This window comes from Actinoplanes sp. NPDC049118, from assembly GCF_040648555.1.
Taxonomy (GTDB): domain Bacteria; phylum Actinomycetota; class Actinomycetes; order Mycobacteriales; family Micromonosporaceae; genus Actinoplanes.
In genome coordinates this window covers 154395-176825 of sequence record NZ_JBEZDY010000007.1, presented here as the reverse complement: position 1 = coordinate 176825, position 22431 = coordinate 154395, and the positions used below count along the sequence as shown (strand labels likewise).

The following is a 22431-nucleotide window of genomic DNA, read 5'->3' as shown; positions in this document are numbered from 1 at the left end:
AGCGCCGCCCGGAACATCCGGTTATCCGCGATAGCGTGAGTGCATGTCAGTCGAGAACGATCCGGCGCCGTACCTGCAGGCGTACGCCCATCCCGGCAAGCTGGTCACCACCGAGTGGCTCGCCGCGCACCTCGGTGCTCCCGGCCTGGTGGTCGTCGAGTCGGACGAGGACGTGCTGCTGTACGAGAGCGGCCACATCCCCGGCGCGGTGAAGGTCGACTGGCATCTCGAGCTGAACGACCAGCTCGTCCGCGACTACCTCGACCCCGTCGCCTTCGCCGCCATGTGCGAGCGCAAGGGCATCGGGCGCGACGACACGATCATCTTCTACGGCGACAATTTCAACTGGTGGGCCGCGTACGCCCTCTGGGTCTTCAGTCTTTTCGGGCATCGCGATGTCCGGCTGCTGGACGGCGGCCGGCAGAAGTGGGCCGCCGAGGGCCGGGAGCTGACCCGCGACCGCACCGAGCGCCCGGCGGCGAACTATCCGGTGCCGGTCCGTGAGGACGGCCAGATCCGCGCCTTCCGCGACCAGGTCGGCGGGCACGTCGCGAGCGGCCATCCGCTGGTCGACGTGCGCTCGCCGCAGGAGTACACCGGCGAGCTGACCCACATGGCGGCGTACCCGCAGGAGGGTGCGCTGCGCGGCGGGCACATCCCCGGCGCGGTCAGCAAGCCGTGGAAGTCGGCGGCGAACGACGACGGCACGTTCAAGACGGCCGACGAGCTCACCAGGATCTACCGGGACGAGCTCGGGCTGGACACCGGCGACGACATCATCGCGTACTGCCGGATCGGTGAGCGGTCGAGCCACACCTGGTTCGTGCTTCAGCACCTGCTCGGATATCCGCAGGTCCGCAACTACGACGGGTCCTGGACGGAGTGGGGCAATCTCGTCCGTGCGCCCATCGTCAAGGGCACGGAGCCCGGCAAGCTCCCGTAGCCCGGCCCGGTTGTCGCCGACGCCTAGGGTCGGCAGGCATGGAAGCGGCCTGGCGGGACCACGGGACCACGATCATCCTGGCGGCGCTGCTGCTGCCGGCCGGTGGCGTCGTGGCGTACCTCTGGCGGCGCCGGACCCGGACCCCGCGCGAGGCCTTCGCCGAGGTCGGCTTTCTCGTCATGACCCTGCCGTTCATCGGCATGCTCTTCACGCCGCAGCCCGCGCCGCGGTCGGTCGACCTCGTACCCCTGCACGACCTGCCCTCCTGGTTCACCGGCGACCCGGGCACGGCGCTCGCCCAGATCGTCGGCAACCTGCTGGTCCTCGCCGGCCTCGGCCTGCTGCCGATCCGCTTCCCCGTCCTCGCGAGCATGCCGCGCATCCTCGGCCTCGCCGTCGCGTCGGCCGTATTGATCGAGACCCTGCAATGGGCGCTCGCGATCGGCCGGGTGTCCAGCATCGACGACGTGCTCGTCAACACCGCCGGCGCGATGCTCGCCGCCGCCGTCTTCCGGCGCTGGTGGGCGGCGGAGGAATCAGCTCCAAAACGTCGGAGCCTGCCTGTAGCCTGAGCGACCACAGCGCCGACGGGGAGGGCGAGAACCACAAGTGAGCAACACCTTTCAGGTTGATCTTCGGGGCATCGTCGACCTGCTCAGCCATCACCTCTACGCCAGCCCGCGGGTCTACGTCCGCGAGCTGCTGCAGAACGCCGTCGATGCGATCACCGCCGTCCAGCACGACGAGCCGGCCACCGTCGGGCGGGTCGGCATCGAGTCCTCCGCCGCGACCGGCGACGGCAGCCTGCGGATCACCGACAACGGCATCGGCCTCACCGAGGCCCAGGTGCACGAGCTGCTCGCGACCATCGGCCGCAGCTCCAAAAGGGACGAGCTCGGCTTCGTCCGCCACGAGTTCCTCGGCCAGTTCGGCATCGGCCTGCTCTCCTGCTTCCTCGTGGCCGATGAGATCCGGGTGCACACCTGCCGGGCCGGCTCCCCGCCCGTGCTGTGGACCGGCTACGCCGACGGCCGCTACGACGTCCGGCCCGGCCCCGCCCGCGAGCCCGGCACCACCGTCACCCTGCTGCCGCGCCGCGGCGCCGAGATGTACCTGGTCGGCGCGACCGTCACCCAGCTCGCCACGCTCTACGGATCGCTCCTGCCGGTCGAGGTCACCGTCGACGGCGCGGCCGTCACCGCCGGCGAGGTGCCCTGGGCGGCCGGCCGCCGTGCCTCGATCGCGTACGCGGAGCGGACCCTGGGCTTCACCCCGTTCGACGTGATCGAGCTGGACGTGCCCGAGGCGGGGCTCACCGGGGCCGCGTTCGTGCTTCCCACGCCGGTCAATCCCGCGACCCGCGGCGGCCATCGCGTCTACCTCAAGCGGATGCTGCTCGCCGAGGCCGTCGAGGGACTGCTCCCGGAGTGGGCGTTCTTCGCCCGCTGCATCGTCGACAGCACCGAGCTGAGGCCGACCGCCAGCCGCGAGGCCCTCTACGACGACAGCCTGCTCGAGGCCACCCGGGAGGCCATCGCGGATCAGCTGCGCGGCTGGCTGGTGCGGCTGTCGTCGTCCGACCCGCGGCGGCTCGCCGAGTTCCTGCGCATCCACCACCTCGGCGTCAAGGCGCTGGCCCTGCACGACGACGAGATGCTGCGCCTGGTCGAGCAGTGGTGGCCGATGGAGACCAACGCCGGCCAGACCACGCTCGCCGAGTTCCGGGCCCGGCACGGACTCCTTCGCTACGCGGCCACGACCGACCAGTTCCGGCAGCTCGCGGCGGTCGCCGCCGCGCAGGACGTCGGTCTGATCAACGGCGGCTACACCTACGACGCGGAGATCATCGAACGGCTGCCGCAGCTGGACCGGGAGATCAAGGTCGAGCGGCTGGAGCCGACCGACCTGGCGACCCGGTTCGAGGCCCTGGACGCGGCAGTCGAGCTGCGGCTGCGCCCGTTCCTGTCGGCGGCGCAGCGGCGGCTCGACCGGCTCGGCTGCGAGGTCGTCGTGCGCACCTTCGAGCCGGCGAACCTGCCCGCCCTCTATCTGGTCAGCCGGTCGGCGCATCTGCACGAGGAGTTCACCGCCACCCGCGCCAAGGCCGACGACCTGTGGGGCGGCGTGCTCGACGCGCTCGCCGACACCGAGGCGCCCGAGCGGCCCCAGCTGGTGCTCAACCACCGCAACCCGCTCGTGCGCCGGGTGACCGCGCTCGGCGATCCCGACCTGACGGCCCTCGCCGTCGAGGCGCTGTACGGCCAGGCGCTCCTGCTCGGCTACCACCCGATCAGGCCGGCCGACGCGGCGCTGCTCAACACGTCGTTCCTCGGACTGCTGGGCCGGGCCGTCCCCGGGGAGGACAGGTGAGCAGGTCGATCGAGGAGCTGTGGACGCTGCTCCGCGAGGCGCACCGGATGCCGTACGGCGCCGCGCAGATCGCCCTGATCGAGCAGGTCGTCCGGCACGCCGACGCCCTGGGTGAGCGCGAGCTCGGCTACGAGGCGCGCATCCTCGCCACCACCGCCTACACCTACGGCGGCGAGGTCGCCAAGTCGTTCGTGACCTTCTCCTGGTGCCTGAGCGACTTCGACCGCGACCCCGCGCCGTTCCACGCGCGCAGCCGGCACACGCTGTACTGGCACTTCAAATACATGGTGTCGGCGCTGACGAAGTTCCCGGAGGTGCCGCTCGCCCGGACCTACGCGGTGCTGGACGACATGGAGCGCCGCTACCGCGAGGGCGGCCACAGCCTGCAGGCCGTGCACAAGCACCGCTACGTGGTGGCCCGGCACGTGGGTCTCGAGGACGAGGCCGACGCGCTCTACGAGCGGTGGAACACCACGCCTCGCGACAACCTCTCGGACTGTGCGGGCTGCGACCCGTCGTCGCAGGTCACCTACCTGTCCAGCCGGGGGCGGGACGAGGACGCGGTCGCGCTCGCCGAGCCGGTGCTGGCCGGCCGGCTCACCTGCAACGAGCAGCCGCAGACGATCCTTCGTGGACTGATGGTGCCCTACCTGCGCACCGGGCGGCTGGAGCAGGCCGCGGACGCACACCGCCGGTCGTACCGGTTGATGCGCGGCAACCTCGCGGATCTGTGGGACATCGGCGACCACGTGGCGTTCTGCGCGCGCACCGGCAACGAGCACCGCGGACTGGAGATTCTCCAGCGGCACGTCGACTGGCTCGAGCGGGCGCCGTCGCCGGCGGCGGGGATGAACTTCGCCGCGTCGTCGGCGCTGCTGCTCCGCCGGCTCGTCGCGCTCGGCCATGGCGACACGATCGTGCATCGCCGGGAGAAGGGCGACATCGCCGCCGCGGCGCTGGCCGAGGAACTGGCGGCGCATGCGACCGGCCTGGCGCTGCGCTTCGACGCGCGCAACGGCACGACGACACAGAGCCGGCAGATCGAACAGGAGATCTCCGCCGAGCCGTATGACGTCGTGCTCCCGCTCTCGCCGTCTACCCGTCGCCGGCCGGAGCCGAGGCCGAAGCCGCAGGCGGGGGCGAAGGTGACGCTGGTGGACGTGCCGGCCGATGCCGACGCGGACGCGCTGCTCGACCTGGCCGAGGAGCACGAGAACGAGGATCGTGACGACGCCGCGGACGCTATCCTCGCGATCTACGACGCCCGCCACGGCCGCGCCGAGAGCGGCCCCGGCCAGGCCGAGCCGCATGCGATGCGCGAGGCGCGGCGGGCCATGTTGCTGGGCGGCCAGCGTTGGCGCGCCGACGATCGTGAGGGCACGGCCGAGGCCTGGGGGCGGGCGATCGACCTGTTCATCGAGGCCGGCAGCGAGATCGACGCCTCGGTCGCAAGGGGCCGGCTCGGCGTCTCGCTCGCCCTGGCCGGCCGGCCCGACGAGGGCCGAGCCCTGGTCGAGCCGGACACCGCCTACCAGCAGGAGCACGGCGACGCCCGCAGGCGCGCGGCCGCCTGGTCCCGGCTGTCGCTTGTCGAACTCGTGCAGGACCGCCCGGCGGAGGCCAACGAGGCGCACGACAGGGCGGAGCAGGCCGCGGCCGAGACCGGCGACGCCCGGCTGGCGGCCTTCTACCTGGCACGGCGCGCCTCGAACCGGGCGGCGGCCGGCCGCATCGAGGAGGCCCTGGCCGCGGCGACCGAGGCCCGGGCCTACTTCCTGGAGCATGGGCCCGCCGCGCGGCTGGCCGACGCCTCGGTCCTCTTCGGACAGCTCACCCAGAACCCCGAGGCGGCGGTCACGGCGTTCGGCGAGGTGCTCGCGGCGATCGATCCCGAGGGTGCGCTGACGGCGCGGCTCGGCCGCGGGCGGGCGCTGGTCCAGCTCGACCGGGCCGCCGAGGCCGTCGACGACCTGGTCGAGGCCGTGGCCCTCTGCACCGAGCAGGACCTCGACGAGGGCGGCGCGTTCGTCCGGCAGGAGCTGGCCGACGCATACCGGCAGGCGGGCCGGATCGTCGAGGCAGCCGAGGTGGGCGAGGAGGCCCTGGCGGCGTTCGAGCGGCTCGGGCACGACGAGGCCGCCGACAACACCCGCTTCCTGCTGGCCGGTCTCTACCGTGAACTCGGCGACAGCGCCGGCTCGCTGGCGCTCTACGAGACGCTTGTCGACCGGTTGGGCGACAATCTGGCCGGTCGCGGTCAGATCCGCGAGAACGGCGGCGACCTGCTCTTTCGGCTGGACCGCGACGCCGAGGCGGCGGAGTGGTTCGGCGCCGGCGCCGAGGACCTGCGCGTCGCCGGGGATCCGCTCGGTGAGCTGCGGCTGCTGCGACGGCGGTTGATGGCCCTGCACTGGGCCGACGACGTCGCGGCGGCCGAGGAGACCTTCGAGCTGGCCGAGCGCAGGCACGCCGGCCTGCCCGCCGATGCCGCCGGGCAGCCGGACACGATCTGGGAGCGGGCCATGCTCGGGTTCGAGATGAGCCGGCTGCTGCTGGCCCGCGGCCGGGCGGCGGAGGCTGTGCCGTACGTCACGGATGCGCCCGAGCGGCTGCGCCGGATCGGCGCCCGGAGCGAGGCTGAGCAGGTCGCGACGATGCACGGCGAGGCCCTGTTGCGCTCCGGCCGCCCGCAGGAGGCCGAGGACCTGCTCTGGCCGATCCTCGGGGAGATGGCTCAGGACGCGCCGTCGCGCCAGGTCGCGGCCCGGGTGCTCGCCGACGCCCTGGAGGCCCGGGGCGCCGACGAGCAGGCGGCGCGGCTGCGCCGGACGGAAGGCGTGGAGGAGGAGTAATCGGCTGAACGGCCGTTAAGGCTCCGGCTTGACAGCGGGTTAGAGTTGCCGAGTGACGGTAGATCAGCAGCAGCGTCCCGGCCCGCCGGCCCCCCGCCGGCGCTCGCGCCGGGACGAGATCCTCGAGATCGCGGTCGGCCTCTTCGCCGCCCGGGGATATCACGGTGTGTCGATGGACGACATCGGCTCCGCCGCCGGCGTGACCGGCCCGGCCCTGTACCACCACTTCGCCGGCAAAGAGGCCATGCTGGTGGCCGCGCTCATCCCCGTCAGTGAGGGCCTGCTGCACGGCGGCAAGGAACGGGTCGGCCGGCACCGCGAGGACGCGCACGCCGCGCTCACCGATCTGATCGAGTTCCACGTCGAGTTCGCGCTGGCGAACCCGGCGGTGATCGCCCTGCACCTGCACGAGCTGGACCGCCTGCCGGAGGAGCCGCGCCGGCAGATCCGCCGCCTGCAGCGCCTCTACGTCGAGGAGTGGGTGGGCGTGCTGGCGACGCTTCGCCCCGAATTGGAGGCGGGCGAGGCGCGGGTGCTGGCGCATTCGGCGTTCGGCCTGATGAACTCGACCCCCTTCCTGGGTGGCGAGGTCGACCGCCGCCGCCGCGCGGTCCTGCTGCGCGAGGCCACGGCCCACGCCCTCATCGGCAGATAGGCGCGGGCCCGGCCCGACGGGCCCGCGGGACGGTAGCGAGAGTCTCCCGAGAGGAATCCGGCTCCGCCCTACCGTCGTGCGCCCGGCGAGGGCCTGCCCCGGCGCGGAGAATGGGAAGTACGAGGGGAGAGAAATGATCGAGTCGCTGCTCATCGCCAACCGGGGTGAGATCGCCCGCCGGATCATCCGCACCGCAAAGCGGCTAGGGATCCGGTCGATCGCGGTCTACTCCGAGGCGGACGAGGGCATGCCATTCGTCACCGAGGCGGACGAGGCGATCTGCGTTGGCCCGGCGAATCCGGCCCTGAGCTACCGCAACACCGAGGCGATCCTGGCCGCCGCGAAGTCGACCGGCGCGCAGGCCATTCACCCCGGCTACGGCTTCCTCAGTGAGAACGCCGAATTCGCCCGTACCGTCGAGGCCAACGGCCTGGTGTGGGTCGGTCCGTCCGCCGACGCGATCACCGCGATGGGCGACAAGATCAATGCTCGGAACCTGATGGCGGAGGCCGGCGTTCCCGTCGCGCCCGGCACCCACGACCCGGCGGCGACCGTCGAGGCCGCGATCGAGGCCGCCGCGACCATCGGGTACCCGGTGATGGTCAAGGCCGCCGCGGGCGGTGGCGGCATGGGCATGGCCGTCGCGGACGACGAGGACGGCCTGCGCACCGAGTACGACAAGGTCCGCGCGTTCGCCGAGCGCATGTTCGGCGACCCCTCGGTGCTGATCGAGCGCTACTTCCCCCGGGTACGCCACGTCGAAGTGCAGATCCTGGGCCTCGCCGACGGCCGCGTCGTCGCACTGAGCGAGCGTGAGTGCTCGGTGCAGCGCCGCAACCAGAAGCTGGTCGAGGAGGCGCCGTCGCCCGCGGTGGGGCCCGAGCTGCGCGAGCGGTTCCTGGCCGCGGCCGTCAAGGCCGGCGAGGCCGTCGGGTACCGCAACGCGGGAACCGTCGAGTGCCTGCTGGACCCGGCGACCGGCGAATTCTTCTTCCTGGAGATGAACACCCGGCTCCAGGTCGAGCACCCGATCACCGAGCTGATCCACGGCATCGACCTGGTCGAGGAGCAGCTGCGGATCGCGTCCGGCGAGGCGCCGACGTTCGACACCGCGACGGTGCACGCCACCGCCGGTCACGCCATCGAGCTGCGGGTCAACGCCGAGGACCCGAAGCGGTTCCTGCCCGGCCCGGGCAAGGTCGCGACCTGGATCGAGCCCTCCGGCGAGGGGGTCCGGGTCGACTCCGGCTACGGGCCCGACACGACCGTCACGCCGTTCTACGACTCGCTGATGGCGAAGCTGATCATTGTCGGCGCGGATCGCGATGACGCGATCGCCAAGGCCCGGACGGCGGTGGCCGGCTTCGAGATCGTCGGACCCAAGAACAACCTGCCGTTCTTCACCGAGTTGCTGGAGAACGCCGAGTTCCTCTCCGGTGACTACGACACCGGCATCGTCGGTCGCATGCGTGCGAAGCCCAAGAAGGGGTGATCTGACATGACGAACACCGTCTCGATCCGCGAGGTGGCGCCCCGCGACGGACTGCAGAACGAGGAGCCGATCCCGACCGACAACAAGGTCCGGTTGATCGACGCCCTCTCCCGCACCGGGGTGCGACGGATCGAGGCGGTGTCGTTCGTGCACCCGAGGGCGATACCGCAGATGGCCGACGCGGACGAGGTCTGGGCGCGTTCCTGGCACAACCCCGAGGTCCGTTACTCGGCGCTGATCCCCAACACCCGCGGCGCCGAGCGGGCGATCCGGGCGGGCTTCAAGGAGATCGAGGTGGTGGTGTCAGCCAGCGACACACACAACCGCCGCAACCTCAATCGATCGACGGAGGAGTCGCTCGACGACATCACGGGCCTGATCCCGCTGATCCACGCGGCCGGCGCCAAGCTCGAGGTGATCGTCGCGACGAGCTTCGGCTGCCCGTTCGAGGGTGACATCGACCCCAAACGGGTGGCCTCCATCGTGGACCGCGTCCGCGCCGACGGCGCGGACCGCATCGCGTTCGGCGACACGACCGGCATGGCGACGCCGCGCCGGGTCCGTGATCTGCTCTCGGAGGTGCGCCCCGATCTGCTGCACTTCCACAACACCAGGGGTACGGGGCTGGCGAACGTCCTGACCGCTCTGGACCTGGGCGTGACCGAGTTCGACGCGAGCGTCGGTGGGATCGGCGGCTGTCCGTACGCGCCGGGCGCCTCCGGCAATATCGCGACGGAGGAGGTCGTGCACATGCTCGAGGACATGGGCATCGACACGGGAATCGACCTGGAGGAACTCATCAAGGTCGCCGAGCTCGCCGAAGGGCTGCTCGGGCGCACACTGCCTTCGGGTGTTCTGCGCGCCGGGCCCCGTACCCGATTGGTCTGATTCTCCTCCGCTTTCCGTTGGTTTCCCGGTTGTGCGACGCGATCATTTTTCCCGATTGTCTGCGTGACCCCGGCTGTGTCGCTTCGTTACCAATACCGAGCGGCCGATATCGCCTCGTTCTTTCGAGAGGTATTCGGTCGCCGGTCTGAAGTCGACGACGAGGGGCGGGACCAATGACAGGGCCGGGGGTCGAGCGCGATGCGCGCACGGCGTTCCCTTCCCTGTCCGTTCCGCCGGCCGGTGTCGCCGCGCTCATGCCGCCCCACAGCCAGGGGGCGGAGCGGCGCCGCGGGCACCGCGCAGGAGGCACCGGTTCCCGGTGGGTCCTGCGGGCACTCGTCGTCGGTGGACTGGCCGGCGTGGCCTGGCTGCTCACCGGCGCTGCCGCGCAGGCTGCGGACCGTGACTCGGCGGCCGGGGGACTCTCCCTCGGTTCATCGCTCATCGGTACGCAGGCGCACGGCGACGACCGCAACGAACCGGTGGTCAACCGGATCCTCAAGGCGGCCACCAAGCCGCTGGAATCCGACCACCGAGGTCTCGGGTCAGCGGTAGCGCTCCCGAACAGGGCTGCGAAGACGCTGGACCGGACCCACGGTGAGGTCGACGGCGTCGTCAGGGAGTTGACCGCCCCAATTCGCCTTGCGGGCGAAGCGGTGGACACCCGCAAGTTCGCCTCGATCACCGATCTGCCGCAGGATCGCCTCCTGAACGACGTGGCAGCCGCGGTGACGCCGGTGAAGCACTCCGCGAACAGGGTCGATGTCTCCGGTTCGGAGCACGTCGCCCACGAGGCGGATGCCGACCAGTCCGGTGCAGACCGGACCGGCGCCGATGAGGCCGCTGCCGACCAGGTCGGCGGAGCGGCGATCACGGGCGAGGAGATTCCGGAGGCCGAGCCTGTGCTCGACCGGCGGAGCACGGTGGGAACGACCGTCATCAGGCAGCACTCGTCTGCCGACCGGCATCAGGCCGCCGTCATGGTGGCCGAGCCGGAGATGGTCAGCGACACACCCGGCGGTGACGGACCCGCACCTCTGCGGGTACACCTCGGGGCAGCGAATGGCGTTCCGGCTTCCGGGCCGGGATCTGCGACGGATGGTGGCTCGTCGGCCTTCCTTCCGGCCAAGGTCGCGGACAGCACGGTGGCCCGCCACCGGCTGCCGAACGCGACAGATGTCGAGGTCCGGCGCCATGACGCCGAGGCACCGACCGTCTCACCTGACTAGTGCTGGCACCGGCCGGCGCACCGCGGATCCACTGACCATCAGCGGATCGGTGCGCCCGCACCACGGGCCCGATTCCCCAACCGCCTGCGAACAGGCGGCGAATCACCTCCGCGGCCCAGGGGTCATCACGTCACCGCACGAAGGCGCCATTGGTAAGGGGCGCACGTCGACAAGCGGGGTCAGGGCAGTCGAAATAGCGCCAGGGCACCGCTGCGCCCGAAAGCACCGATCAATTGAATACGCGTCTCACCATTCTCTGACAATTCTGAAAGGCATCTTCTTTCCATGAAGACTTGGGTTCGTAAGACTCTCAACGTCGGCGCTCTTGCCGCGGGTGCCCTCCTGTTCGCCCCGGGCGCCGCTCACGCCGATGTCAACTCCCAGGGCACCGGGGGCAACGTCGGCGTGCTCAACGGCACCCAGGTGATCGCGCCGGTCTCCGTCCCGGTGAACATCGTCGGCAACGGCGACTCGGTCCTGGGCTTCGCCCAAGCGGCCGGCCAGGGCGCCAACGTCGTCGAGTCCGGTGGGGTCTACTGGGGTGACCGGGTCCAGCAGGTGTCGTACGGCAACGTCGGCTTCCTGAACGGCACGCAGTTCTACACGCCGGTCAACATCCCGGTGAACGTCGTCGGCAACAGCTCCTCGTTCCTGGGCATCGCCAGCTCGGCCGGCACCGGGGTCAACCGCATCGAGAGCGGCAAGGCCGGCAAGAACCGCAAGTGCGAGTCTGTCCGCGGCTGCGGCGGGCAGGATGTGGTCGCGCAGAGCAGCGCCGGCAACTTCGGGATCCTGAACGGCACGCAGTTCTTCACGCCGGTCAGCATCCCGATCAACTACTGCGGCAACTCGCACTCCCTCCTGGCCCTGGCCGCGTCGCAGGCGCAGTGCGTGAACAACATCGAGTCGGCCGGCGTGACCGACAAGAAGTCGGCGGGCCACTCCCGCGCCGCGGCCAAGACCGAGTCCGGCGTCCCCGACGTGGTCACCCAGAACTCGGCGGGCAACTTCGGCATCCTGAACGGCACCCAGGTCGCGGCGCCGATCAACATCCCGATCAACATCTGCGGCAACTCGCACGCCGTCCTGGGGCTCGCCAACTCGACGGCGCAGTGCGCCAACAACATCGGCGTCCGTGACTGCACCCGGGTCAACGTCACCGTCGTCAAGAACTGCAACCGGCCGGTGAACCGTCCCCGCCCGGCGGTTCGCCCCGACAACGACCAGGACGACGACCAGTACGCGGGCGACAACGGTGCAGTCGACGCCGACAAGTACGGCGACCAGGGTCGTAAGAACGGCAAGGGCGAGTCGGGCGACCTCGAGGCCATCGACGGTCTCACCCAGAGCCTGAGCAACGCGGGTGGGATGAACATCGCCGGCCTGAACGTCATGGACACGCTCAAGAAGTGAACTAGTTCGCTGAGGCCCGGGTCACGCCGGTCCCGGGCGTGACCCGAGCGACGCCACCGGGCGTCGGGCAGTAAGCCGGCGCTCCTCCACAGCGCCGGTAGCACCAGACGGACGGGAGTCCCCGCGATCAGCGGGGGCTCCCGTCCGGCGTCTCTGGTCTCAGCCACCGGAATGCGCTACCCTAACGATCGTTCAGGGAAGCACGAAGGGGGCCAGGTGGCAGTCGATTCAGAGGCGCTCGCGCAGGCGCGCAAGCGGGCGGTGGCCGGCGGTGCCGAGCGCTACCACGCCGCGAACGCCGCGAAGGGCAAGCTCTTCGCCCGGGAGCGGATCGCGCTGCTCGTCGACGACGGTTCCTTCGTCGAGGACGGGCTCTTCGCCAACACCCTGGCCGAGGGGCTGCCGGCCGACGGCGTGATCACCGGAACGGCCCGGATCGACGGGCGCGGCGTGTGCGTCATGGCCAACGACTCGACCGTCAAGGCGGGCTCCTGGGGCGCCCGCACGGTCGAGAAGATCATCCGCATCATCGAGCGGGCGTACGCGAACGGCGTACCCATGGTCTATCTCGTGGATTCCGCGGGCGCGCGGATCACCGACCAGGTCGACCTGTTCCCCGGCCCGCGCGGTGCCGGGAAGATCTTCCACACCCAGGTCCGCGCCTCCGGCTCGATCCCCCAGGTCTGCGCCCTGTTCGGCCCGTCGGCCGCGGGCGGCGCCTACATTCCGGCGTTCTGCGACGTGGTCGCGATGGTCGAGGGCAACGCGAGCATGTACCTCGGCTCCGACCGGATGGTCGAGATGGTCACGGGGGAGAAGACGACGCTCGAGGCGATGGGCGGCGCGCGGGTGCACTGCGCGGAGTCCGGCGTCGGGCACTTCCTCTGCAAGACCGAGCGGGACGCGCTCGACGTGGTCCGCTCCTACCTGTCCTACCTGCCGTCGAACTACACCCAGCAGCCGCCGGCCGCCGACGCGGCCGAGCCGGCCAAGGTGGATCTCTCCGCCCTGGTGCCGGCGAGCGAGCGGCAGGCCTTCGACATGCGCCGCTACGTCAAGGGCATCGTCGACGAGGGCTCGTTCTTCGAGATCCAGGCGCTCTGGGCCCGGGAGCTGACGGTCGGCTTCGCCCGGCTGAACGGCGAGGTCGTCGGCGTGGTCGGCAACAACTCGATGTTCAAGGGCGGCGTGCTCTTCGTCGACTCGGCCGACAAGGCGAGCCGGTTCGTCCAGCTCTGCGACGCCTTCAACGTGCCGTTGATCTTCCTCTCGGACGTGCCCGGCTTCATGGTCGGCAGTGCGGTCGAGAAGCAGGGCATCATCCGGCACGGCGCCAAGATGATCAGCGCGATCTCCGAGGCGACCGTGCCGAAGATCTGCGTCGTCGTCCGCAAGGCCTACGGCGCCGGCCTGTACGCGATGGCCGGGCCCGGCTTCGACCCCGAGGCGACAATCGCCCTGCCCACCGCCAAGATCGCGGTGATGGGCGCGGAGGCGGCCGTGAACGCGGTCTACGCCAACAAGATCGCGGCCCTGCCCGAGGGCGAGCGGGAGGCCTTCGTGGCCGAACGCCGCGCGGAGTACGAGCGCGACATCGACATCATGCGGCTGGCCGGCGAGCTGGTGATCGACACCGTCGTCGAGCCCGCCGACCTGCGTGGCGAGCTCATCAGCCGCTTCGCTGCCGCCCGCGGCAAGGACCGCGGCTTCTCCCGGCGCCGGCACGGCGTCACTCCGGTCTAGCAGGTCTCTGGTCCAGAAAGGACGCGTCATGGTCGACTTCCGGCTCAGTGAGGAGCAGGAGGCGCTCGTCGCCAGCGTGCGGGAGTTCGCCCGCGAGCAGGTCGCGCCGGTCATCGCCGAGCACTACGAGCGCAAGACGTTCCCGTACGACCTGATTCGGCAGATGGGCAAGATGGGCCTTTTCGGGCTCCCCTTCGCCGAGGAGCACGGCGGGATGGGTGGCGACTACTTCACCCTCTGCCTGGCCCTGGAGGAGCTCGCCCGGGTCGACAGCAGCGTGGCCATCACCCTGGAGGCGGGCGTCTCGCTGGGTGCAATGCCGATCTACCGATTCGGTACGCCCGAGCAGAAGGCCGCCTGGCTTCCGCGACTGACCAGCGGCGAGGCGCTCGCGGCGTTCGGGCTCACCGAGCCGGGCACGGGTTCCGACGCCGGCGCGACCACCACCCGGGCGGTCCTCGACGAGCGGACGAACGAGTGGGTGATCAACGGCTCGAAGGCGTTCATCACCAACTCCGGCACGGACATCACCTGCCTGGTCACGGTCATGGCGGCGACCGGCACGAGGCCGGACGGCAGCAAGGAACTCTCCACGATCATCGTGCCGTCTGGCACCCCCGGCTTCACCGTCGCGCCGGGCTACTCGAAGGTCGGCTGGTGCGCCTCGGACACCCATGAGCTGGCCTTCGACGACGTCCGGGTGCCGGCCGCCAACCTGCTCGGCGAGCGTGGCCGGGGCTTCGCGCAGTTCCTGCGGATCCTCGACGAGGGTCGGATCGCCATCGCCGCGCTCTCGGTCGGCCTGGCGCAGGGCTGTGTCGACGAGTCGGTCAAGTACGCCAAGGAGCGGCAGGCGTTCGGCCAGCCGATCGGCAACTACCAGGCCGTCCAGTTCATGATCGCGGACATGGAGATGCGGGCGCACACCGCACGCGTCGCGTACTACGACGCCGCGGCGCGGATGCTCGAGGGCGGCGACTTCAAGCACCAGGCGGCGCTCGCCAAGCTCTACGCGAGCGAGGCCGCCATGGACAACGCCCGCTACGCGACCCAGGTGCACGGCGGATACGGCTTCATGAACGAGTCTGCGGTGGGCAGGTTCTACCGGGACGCGAAGATCCTGGAGATCGGCGAGGGAACGTCCGAAGTGCAGCGAATGATCATTGCGCGCGGCCTCGGACTGTAGATCTTGGACGCGCGGTCGGTTTCTGCGGCAAATCCGACGGCCTGAACGTCGGTTACTCGACAAATGGCCCGTTGAGGTCGGCATCCATCGACGCGGGTGCCTAGGTTTCAAGGTATGACGTCCGATCACGGGGCGGACCAGGTCGGTCCGGGATTCGACGCCGTGCTGCGCAGCTACCGGCTGCGGGCGAAGCTCACTCAGGACGAGCTGGCCGCCCGGGCCGGGGTCGGCGTCCGCACGGTGCGTGACCTCGAGCGCGGACGCGCGTCCCGGCCGCAGCGCACGACGGTGGAGCTGCTGGCCGCCGCGCTCGGTCTCGCCGGTGCGGACCGACTGGCGTTTCTCGCCGCCGCGCGTGGTCAGCAGTCCGGTGCCACCGGGGAGCCCCGGTTCGTGCGCCTGCCGCCGGCCGCCGACCTGATCGGCCGCGACGGCGACGTGGCCGAGCTGCTCGCCCGGCTCTCGCAGCCGCGGGAGGACGGTCCGCGCGGCATCACCCTCGTCGGCCTGGCCGGCGTGGGCAAGACCAGCCTGGCGCTGACGGTCGCGCATCGGGTCGCGCCCGCGTACCCGGGCGGCGTGGCCGGGATCGTCGTGACCGACGGCTCGACGGCCGGCGAGGTGCTGGGCGGCGTCGCGGCCGTGTTCGGCGTGGGTCGGCCGGACGACCTCGTTCCGCGCTTCGCCGGTCGCTCCGCACTGCTGCTTGTCGACGCGGTCGAGCGCGCGTCGGAGGCGGTGGCCGAGGCGCTGAGCCGGCTGATGCGCCAGCACCTCACCCTGCGCTTCCTGGCTACCGGCCGGCATCCCGTCGGCCTGCCGACCGAGCGGGTCTGGCCGGTCGCCCCGCTGGTCGCGCCGCCCGACGAGGCCGGGCCTACGCTGGCCGACGTGGCCGGTTACCCGGCCGTGGCGCTCTTTCTGGACCGCCTGGCCAGGGTGCGCGGTGCGCCGGTCGAGCCCGACGAGGTGGCACCGCTGTCCGCCCTGGTCCGGCGGCTCGGCGGCCTGCCGATCGCGCTCGAACTGGCCGCCGCCCGCGGCCGGGTACTCACCGTCGCCGAGATCCTGGACCGGTACGGCGACCGCGTCCTCGATCTGTCCGGCCGTCCCGCCCCGGGCGGCGTCGTCTCGGTGCGCGACGCGGTCGCGGCCAGCTACCGCCTGCTCTCGGCCGACGAGCAACGCGCCCTGCACCGGCTCGCCACCTTCCGTAACCGCTGGTCGCTGGACCTGGCCGAGGCCGTCATCGAGGATGGCCGGTCCGCCGACGCGGTGCACCTGCTGGACCGGCTGCTGGAGCTGGGCCTGCTCAGCGCCCGGGGCGCCCGCGCGTTCCGGTTCCGCCTGCTGGACGTCGTCGGCGACTACGCGCTGGAACGCGCCGCCGCGGACGGGGACCTGCACGCCGCCCGCCGCCGGCACGCCGAGGTCATGGCCGATCTGGCGCAGGGGATCACGCCGGAGCTGAACGGCGCCCGGCTGGCCGAGGCGGCCGCCCGGCTCGACGACGTCGCCGGCGACCTGGGCGCCGCGCTCACCTTCGCGGCACAGGAGCAACCACACATCGCCCTGCGCATCGCGGCCGCGCTGCCGCGGTGGTGGCGGTTCCGCGGCCGGGACGTCACGGGCCGGCAGTGGTTGCGGCGGCTGCTGGCCGACCCGCGCACCGCCGACGCGGATCCGGCCGTACGGGCCTGGGCCAAGGTCGGGCTCGCCCAGCTCGCGCTCGAGCACGGGTCCGGCGCCGAGGAGATCGGCTCCGCCGAGGCCGCACTCGCCGACTTCGCGGCGCTCGACGACGTGCCGGGGCAGCTAACCGCGCACACCCAACTCGCGGCGCTGTGGATGACGACCCGCGGCTACGACCGGGCCCGGCAGCACGGTCTGGCGGCGCTCGCGCTGGCTCGCGGCAGCGGCCGGATCCGCGACATGGCGGTGGCGGAGAACAACCTGACCTGGCACGAGATCCGCGAGGGCGACCTCGCCGCGGCGCGTGACCGGCTTGCCGAGGTCGACCGCCTGGCCAGCCGCTGCGGTGAGCACCGCCTGCGGGCCGTGGCGGCGGCGAACCTCGCCGAGGTCGAACGGCTCGACGGGCGGTTCGACGAGGCCGCGCGGCTGGGGCGGGACGCGATCGCCGAGCTCGAGGACGTCGGGGACCCGGGACACCGGCGCCGGGTGCTCGCCACGGTCGGGCTGGCCCTGGCCGGCGGCGGCCGGCTCGAGGAGGCGGCCGCGGTGCTGGCCGAGCTGCGCCCGCCCGGGACCTCGGAACCCGCCGACGGTCCGGCCGCGATCGTCGAGGCGACGATCGCGCTGCGGCGCGGTGAGGAGAAGCGGGCGGCCGAGTGTTTCGCTGCCGCCGCGGGGGCGTACGAAGGCGCACATGATCCGCGGGACACGGTCGAGGCGCTGGTCGGCCTGGTCCGCAGCACCCCGGATCCGGATCGCCGGCAGGAGGCGGTGCGCCGCCTCCGGGAGCTCTGCCGCACGGGAGGGATCACGCTGATGCCCGGCGAGCGGGAACTGCTCGGCGTGGAGGTGACCCGGCAGGTCGAGTCGGGCGAGTGAGTGCCGGATCCTCGCGCGCGGCGGCGTGGACGACCGGCGCTATCCGTTGCCCCCACACGCCGGTCGTCACAACGCCCCGGTAACGCGGCGAGGACGAAAACTCCCCCGTTCGCCCCGCCTCGGCCTCGGCCGCGCCGCGTCCCCCTTGCGGAGATCACCCTAGCCGGGGCGGGGTGGCGATTTGCGGAGATAGGCGGGTTTCGGTGGGGGCGCGCGGCGGTTCTGCCGGTACTTCTGCCGGTTGTGTCCGCCGCTGTCAGCGGGCCGTTACGGCGGGTCCGGCGGTCGGGTCGTGGTGGTCCTCCCCGGTGCTGCCCGCCGTCGCGCACGGGTTGACCGCGTCGCGGATGGTCCGCAGGGACTCCAGCATCTGGGTGAGCTGTGCGGGGTCGAGCTGGCCGATGAGCCACCGCTGCACCAGCTCGAGATGCCCGGGGAGGATCTCCTCGAGCCGGGCGATTCCGGCACCGGTGATCACCGCATAGGAGCTGCGGCGGTCGCTGGGGCAGGCCTCGCGGCGGATCAGGCCGCCGCGTTCCATGCGGTCGACGACCCTGGTCACGCCACTGGTGGACAGGGAGGTCTGGCCGGCGAGATCGGTCATGCGCAGCTGGTTCTGCGGCGAGCGGGCGAGGCGCATCAGCACCTCGAACTCGACCGGAGAGACCCGGTGCTGCTCGAACTGCGCGGCGAAGCGGTTGGTCAGGCCCGTGTACGCCTCGGACAGGAGGCCGACGGCGGTGAACCGGGGGTCGTCAAAAATGTTGCCCACGTCGCCATGTTAGCAGCGACCCTTGACAGGGGGAATATTGCCGGGCATATAGTTGCTCCGTCAGACAACAACTTCGGCACCAACCTTTGAGGGGAACCGTCATGACCGACTCCGTCGTCAGCACTCGCGAGTTCGAGGGTCTTCAGATTCCGACCGCCGGCGTTTATGAGCTGGACGCCGCGCACAAGCGGGTCGGCTTCGTGGTGCGCCACCTCATGGTGAGCAAGGTGCGCGGCGACTTCGCCGAGGCCACCGCCACCATCACGATCGGCGAGGATCCGCTGCAGTCCTCCGTCGTCGCCTCCATCGCGACCGCGAGCGTGCGGACCGGCCAGGCCGACCGCGACAACCACCTGCGCACGGGCGACTTCTTCGAGGCGGAGAAGTACCCGACCATGGAGTTCCGCAGCACCGGCATCAAGTCGCACGCGGGTGCCGAGTTCGTCCTCGACGGCGAGCTCACCATCAAGGGCGTGACCAAGCCCGTCGAGCTGGTCGTCGAGTTCGAGGGCGCGACCACCAGCCCGTACGGCCAGGCCGTCTTCGGCTTCAGCGCCACCACCGAGATCGACCGCGAGGAGTGGGGCCTGACCTACAACATGGCCCTGGAGTCCGGCGGGGTCATGATCGGCAAGAAGGTCAAGATCGAGATCGAGGGCGAAGCCATCCGCCAGGCCTGACCCCCGCTGTTCAGCAGGAGCGCCGTCCGATCGGACGGCGCTCCTGCTGTGTCTGCGGCTCCGGTAGCGACATTGCCCGGGGGGATGCGAAGGTAGACCCTGCGCTTCCGCGTGCTCACCCACAGCTGATCTGTGTCCGTTTCGTCCCTGGTCACGGTTACCGGGCCCACATAACGTGAGAGCATCACGCAAATGTGGCAGGAGGAACGATGGGTAAGGACCTCTCAGTGGTCGTCAGTGCCCAGGACGATCGGGTCCGCTATCGGCGGAAGGTGCGCCGCTGCCTCGACGTGCTGGCGCTCATGCTCGACGACTTCGCCTTCGACGCGGAGAGCCCGACCACCGGCCTCGAGATCGAGCTCAACCTGATGGACTCCGATGCCGAGCCCGCCATGTGCAATGCGGAGATCCTGGCCAACCTGGCCGACCCGAGGTTCCAGACCGAGTTGGGGCAGTTCAACCTCGAGCTGAACGCGATACCCCGGCTGATCAGCGGAAACGGGTTCGCCGACTATGAGCGGGACATCGTCGACAGCCTCGCCTGCGCCGAGAACCGGGCCAGGAAGTCCGGCAGCACCATCGTGCTCATCGGCTGCCTGCCAACCCTCCAGCCGGATCACCTGGTGCTGGCGAACCTCTCGGCGAACGAGCGCTACCGGGCGCTGAACGACCAGATCGTCGGCGCCCGCGGCGAGCAGTTCAGCGTCGACATCCGCGGGGTCGAACGCCTGCAGACGTCGAACGACTCGATCGCCTCCGAGGCCGCGTGCACGAGCGTGCAGTTCCACCTGCGGGTGCCGCGGGACAAGTTCGCGGCGTACTGGAACGCCTCCCAGGCGGTGGCCGGTATTCAGGTGGCGGTCGGTGCGAACTCGCCGTACCTGCACGGCCGGCAGCTGTGGGCCGAGACCCGGATCGCCCTGTTCCAGCAGGCCACCGACACCAGGCCGGACGAGCTCAAGGCGCAGGGCGTGCGGCCGAGGGTGTGGTTCGGCGAGCGCTGGATCGACTCGGTGTTCGACCTGTTCGAGGAGAACGTGCGGTATTTCCCGCCGCTGCTGCCGATCGTCGACGACGAGGACCCGGTCGAGGTCATCGAGGCCGGTGGGGTGCCGATCCTCGGAGAGCTGCGGCTGCACAACGGCACCGTCTACCGCTGGAACCGGCCGGTCTACGACGTGATGAACGGGCTGCCGCACCTGCGGGTGGAGAACCGGGTGATGCCGGCCGGGCCGACCGTGATCGACATGCTCGCCAACGCGGCGTTCTACTTCGGCATGGCCTGGGAACTGGCGGCGGAGGAGGACCCGATCTGGGCCCGGTTGCCGTTCGACAGGGCCGAGGACAACTTCCACGTCGGGGCCCGGCGGGGGATCGAGGCGACCGTCGTCTGGCCGCGGATCGGCGAGATCTCGGTCACCGACCTGGTGTTGGACGTGCTGCTGCCGAAGGCCTACGCCGGCCTCGACCGTCTCGGAGTCGATCCGGTGCAGCGGGACCGGCTGTTGGGGATCATCGAGGGCCGGTGTGTCAGCGGCCGCAACGGTGCCACGTGGCAGGCGTCCGCGGTCTGGTCCGCCGAGCATCGGCGGGGGTTGTCGCGGGACGCCGCCCTGCACGACATGCTGCTTCGATACAGCTCACTTCAGAGGACGAACTGCCCCGTCCACACCTGGCCGGTCGACTAGCGCCGATCAGGAGCCTTTGTCCTCGCCCGATCGCCGGCCGAAGCGGCGAAGGCCCCGCCGCTTGGTCTCCTCCGCGGGCGGTTCGGCGGTGTCGTCGACCCACAGTGGACTCGCCCAGGGGGAACCCTTGTCGCCATCGGCGGTTTCGGCGGGCGCTGGATTCGTGGCCGCGCCGCCGGGCTCCGCCTTCGCGGCGGTCTTCCGGGCCGCCGGGCCGGCCGGTGCAGCCGATTTGGCCGGGGTGGACTTGGTGGGCTTCGCGGCGGTCTTCCCTGCAGGGGGCGTTTTATCGGAACTGGCGTCATCCGCCGGGCCGGGCGCCGCTTTGACACCCGGTTTCGGGACGCCCGACGCCCGCTTTACCGCCTCGGGCGGGGATTCACCCGATCGAGGCGGATTGATCTTCACGACCTGCGGAGTGGGGGGCGGCGGCGCGACGGTCGAGCGGACGTCCGACCCGCCGGGTGCCGCCGCCGGGGCGGCGGACCGGGCACCACTCTCGACAGCGGCCGCGCCGGGCCGCGCCGACCCGGCGGGCCGGGTGACCGATGCCTTCCCCCGCGGCGATGCCGGCTTGGTCACGCTGGGTGCGGGAGCCGGAGTCGCCGGGGCCGGCGTCGGGGGCGCGGCAGGTGGCGCCGGAGCGGGCCCCGGCTTGCCGGACCCGGCCCGTCCCCGCTTGGTGCGACCGGTCGCCGGAGGGCCGGCGGGCTTCTCCTGTGCGGGCGCCGGCGACCGCTGAGCCGGGTTGGCCGTTCCGTTCGCGGGCGCGGCCGGGGCCTTGGCGCGGCCCGTCACCACGCCGGGCCGCTCGTCCGCACCGTCCCGAGCCGCGCTGCTTCGGCGCAACCGGCCGAGGAGCGAGGGCCGCGTGCGCCCGGCCGGCGCCGCTGGGACGGTCGCGGCCCTCGCGTCCGCCCGGCCCGCGGACCGGGGCGCGGGCACCGCGGCGGCACCGGCACCCGCCGGCACGGACCCCACGGCGCCGGCGGGGGATCCGGCGGCACCCGAGCCGATCGCGCGCGGACCCACGGGCCTCGGCGCGGGCCGGGCGGCGCGCCGGTTGGCGCGGCCCTGTCCGATGGCGACCGTCAGCGCCGAGCCGCCCAGACCGGCGAGGACGCCGTAGGGCGCGATCAGGTACGCCGATTCCAGCGGTCCCAGGGCGCCCGTCAGCTGCGGTGCCAGGACGAAGAATGCCGCCGCCACCAGCAGCGGGCCGACCGCGCCCGAGGAGGCCGCGCCGACGCCGAGGTCGCCGCGAAGTACCGCGGGCAGGGCGCCGATCACGCCGATGATCAGGGCCGCGAGCAGGGACAGCAGGGCGCTCGGCCAGTAGATCGTGCCGAACAGGCCGTCGATCGAGTCCGGTGCGGCGAACTGCCAGCTCGACAGGTACGTCGCCGACGGCCGGTGCCAGAGGATCGAGACCACGACCGCCGCCACGGCAAGCGACCAGAGCCAGGCCGCCGTGGCGATCAGATTCGCCGCCACCGGCCTGGACACGACCGCCCAGTAGGCGATCACCAGGCCCAGCAGCACGCCGACGACCGCGTACCCGCCCGCGATCGTCTGGGGTGAGAAGGTGTCGACGCGTACCGCCGCCCGGGCCGGTAGCGCGATCAGCGCGACCGTGAGCAGCGCACCGACCGCCGCCGAAGCCGCCAGCGCCAGGCGCCACGGCCCACCCGTCGCACGACCGAGCCGGCCGGCGATGACCGCGCCGAACACGGTCGCGTTCGCCGCGATCCACGTCGCCCAGCCGAGGCTGCCCAGCCAGACGCTGTCGTCGGCGGTCGGTACGACCGGCCAGACGACCACGCCGAGCCCGTAGCCGAGGCCCAGTTGGGCGGCGCCCGTTCCCGCGGCCACCCCGGCCGCGGCTGCTACCTGCGCTGTCCAGCCCTTCTCGGCCATGCCGGGCACTGTAGCCGTCGGTGACCATG

At 71.6% G+C, this 22431-nt stretch carries 16 protein-coding genes; 14 read left to right on the top strand and 2 right to left on the bottom strand.

Annotated elements, in window-relative coordinates:
• Positions 1-43 precede the first annotated feature (43 nt).
• The 12 genes from AB0B58_RS13005 to AB0B58_RS12950 all read left to right on the top strand — a co-directional run bounded on the left by AB0B58_RS13005 (position 44) and on the right by AB0B58_RS12950 (position 17345).
• The gene (locus tag AB0B58_RS13005; protein ID WP_360222276.1) at positions 44-943 is read left to right on the top strand and encodes a sulfurtransferase; all 900 of its coding nucleotides are present in this window, start codon (positions 44-46) and stop codon (positions 941-943) included.
• Positions 944-981: 38 nt separating this feature from the next.
• On the top strand, positions 982-1515 hold the full coding sequence (locus AB0B58_RS13000) for a VanZ family protein (RefSeq protein WP_360222273.1): 534 nt from the start codon (positions 982-984) through the stop codon (positions 1513-1515).
• Between the two features lie 37 nt (positions 1516-1552).
• A complete protein-coding gene (locus tag AB0B58_RS12995; RefSeq protein WP_360222270.1) occupies positions 1553-3313 on the top strand; it encodes an HSP90 family protein in 1761 nt (586 codons plus the stop codon).
• Positions 3310-6165 carry a tetratricopeptide repeat protein gene (locus tag AB0B58_RS12990; protein WP_360222267.1) on the top strand — a complete coding sequence of 952 codons (2856 nt, stop codon included), beginning with the start codon at positions 3310-3312 and terminating at the stop codon, positions 6163-6165. Before AB0B58_RS12995 ends, AB0B58_RS12990 begins: the two co-directional genes overlap by 4 nt.
• Before the next feature lie 52 nt (positions 6166-6217).
• Entirely contained in the window at positions 6218-6820 is a 603-nt protein-coding gene (locus AB0B58_RS12985) for a helix-turn-helix domain-containing protein (RefSeq protein ID WP_360222264.1), read from the top strand.
• A 133-nt stretch (positions 6821-6953) separates the two neighbouring features.
• Positions 6954-8312 carry a biotin carboxylase N-terminal domain-containing protein gene (locus AB0B58_RS12980; RefSeq protein ID WP_360222261.1) on the top strand — a complete coding sequence of 453 codons (1359 nt, stop codon included), beginning with the start codon at positions 6954-6956 and terminating at the stop codon, positions 8310-8312.
• 6 nt (positions 8313-8318) lie between these two features.
• Positions 8319-9200, top strand: coding sequence for a hydroxymethylglutaryl-CoA lyase (locus AB0B58_RS12975; protein WP_360222258.1), 882 nt, complete (start codon positions 8319-8321; stop codon positions 9198-9200).
• A 482-nt stretch (positions 9201-9682) separates the two neighbouring features.
• Positions 9683-10429: a hypothetical protein gene (locus tag AB0B58_RS12970; RefSeq protein ID WP_360222255.1), complete on the top strand. Its 747-nt coding sequence runs from the start codon at positions 9683-9685 to the stop codon at positions 10427-10429.
• Positions 10430-10714: 285 nt separating this feature from the next.
• Positions 10715-11842 carry a chaplin gene (locus tag AB0B58_RS12965; RefSeq protein WP_360222252.1) on the top strand — a complete coding sequence of 376 codons (1128 nt, stop codon included), beginning with the start codon at positions 10715-10717 and terminating at the stop codon, positions 11840-11842.
• Between the two features lie 216 nt (positions 11843-12058).
• Entirely contained in the window at positions 12059-13585 is a 1527-nt protein-coding gene (locus AB0B58_RS12960) for an acyl-CoA carboxylase subunit beta (protein ID WP_360222249.1), read from the top strand.
• A 28-nt stretch (positions 13586-13613) separates the two neighbouring features.
• The gene (locus AB0B58_RS12955; protein WP_360222246.1) at positions 13614-14771 is read left to right on the top strand and encodes an acyl-CoA dehydrogenase family protein; all 1158 of its coding nucleotides are present in this window, start codon (positions 13614-13616) and stop codon (positions 14769-14771) included.
• Positions 14772-14885: 114 nt separating this feature from the next.
• Positions 14886-17345 (top strand): helix-turn-helix domain-containing protein, encoded by a 2460-nt coding sequence (locus AB0B58_RS12950; RefSeq protein ID WP_360222243.1) that lies wholly within the window; start codon positions 14886-14888, stop codon positions 17343-17345.
• 256 nt (positions 17346-17601) lie between these two features.
• On the opposite strand, the gene AB0B58_RS12945 is transcribed toward AB0B58_RS12950, so the two are convergent.
• On the bottom strand, positions 17602-18117 hold the full coding sequence (locus tag AB0B58_RS12945) for a MarR family transcriptional regulator (protein ID WP_360222240.1): 516 nt from the start codon (positions 18115-18117) through the stop codon (positions 17602-17604).
• A 101-nt stretch (positions 18118-18218) separates the two neighbouring features.
• Between AB0B58_RS12945 and AB0B58_RS12940 the strand changes: the two genes are divergently transcribed.
• Both AB0B58_RS12940 and AB0B58_RS12935 read left to right on the top strand, forming a co-directional pair.
• On the top strand, positions 18219-18797 hold the full coding sequence (locus AB0B58_RS12940) for a YceI family protein (protein WP_360222236.1): 579 nt from the start codon (positions 18219-18221) through the stop codon (positions 18795-18797).
• 209 nt (positions 18798-19006) lie between these two features.
• Positions 19007-20485 carry a glutamate-cysteine ligase family protein gene (locus tag AB0B58_RS12935; RefSeq protein WP_360222233.1) on the top strand — a complete coding sequence of 493 codons (1479 nt, stop codon included), beginning with the start codon at positions 19007-19009 and terminating at the stop codon, positions 20483-20485.
• A 6-nt stretch (positions 20486-20491) separates the two neighbouring features.
• On the opposite strand, the gene AB0B58_RS12930 is transcribed toward AB0B58_RS12935, so the two are convergent.
• Positions 20492-22402, bottom strand: a complete 1911-nt coding sequence (locus AB0B58_RS12930; protein ID WP_360222230.1) for a Hansenula MRAKII killer toxin-resistant protein 1 — start codon at positions 22400-22402, stop codon at positions 20492-20494.
• Positions 22403-22431: the final 29 nt, after the last annotated feature.

Coding starts and splice junctions, on each gene's coding strand:
- AB0B58_RS13005 (WP_360222276.1), top strand. CDS start 44: ATGTCAGTCGAGAACGATCCGGCGCCGTACCTGCAGGCGTACGCCCAT.
- AB0B58_RS13000 (WP_360222273.1), top strand. CDS start 982: ATGGAAGCGGCCTGGCGGGACCACGGGACCACGATCATCCTGGCGGCG.
- AB0B58_RS12980 (WP_360222261.1), top strand. CDS start 6,954: ATGATCGAGTCGCTGCTCATCGCCAACCGGGGTGAGATCGCCCGCCGG.
- AB0B58_RS12975 (WP_360222258.1), top strand. CDS start 8,319: ATGACGAACACCGTCTCGATCCGCGAGGTGGCGCCCCGCGACGGACTG.
- AB0B58_RS12965 (WP_360222252.1), top strand. CDS start 10,715: ATGAAGACTTGGGTTCGTAAGACTCTCAACGTCGGCGCTCTTGCCGCG.
- AB0B58_RS12955 (WP_360222246.1), top strand. CDS start 13,614: ATGGTCGACTTCCGGCTCAGTGAGGAGCAGGAGGCGCTCGTCGCCAGC.
- AB0B58_RS12950 (WP_360222243.1), top strand. CDS start 14,886: ATGACGTCCGATCACGGGGCGGACCAGGTCGGTCCGGGATTCGACGCC.
- AB0B58_RS12940 (WP_360222236.1), top strand. CDS start 18,219: ATGACCGACTCCGTCGTCAGCACTCGCGAGTTCGAGGGTCTTCAGATT.
- AB0B58_RS12935 (WP_360222233.1), top strand. CDS start 19,007: ATGGGTAAGGACCTCTCAGTGGTCGTCAGTGCCCAGGACGATCGGGTC.
- AB0B58_RS12930 (WP_360222230.1), bottom strand. CDS start 22,402: ATGGCCGAGAAGGGCTGGACAGCGCAGGTAGCAGCCGCGGCCGGGGTG.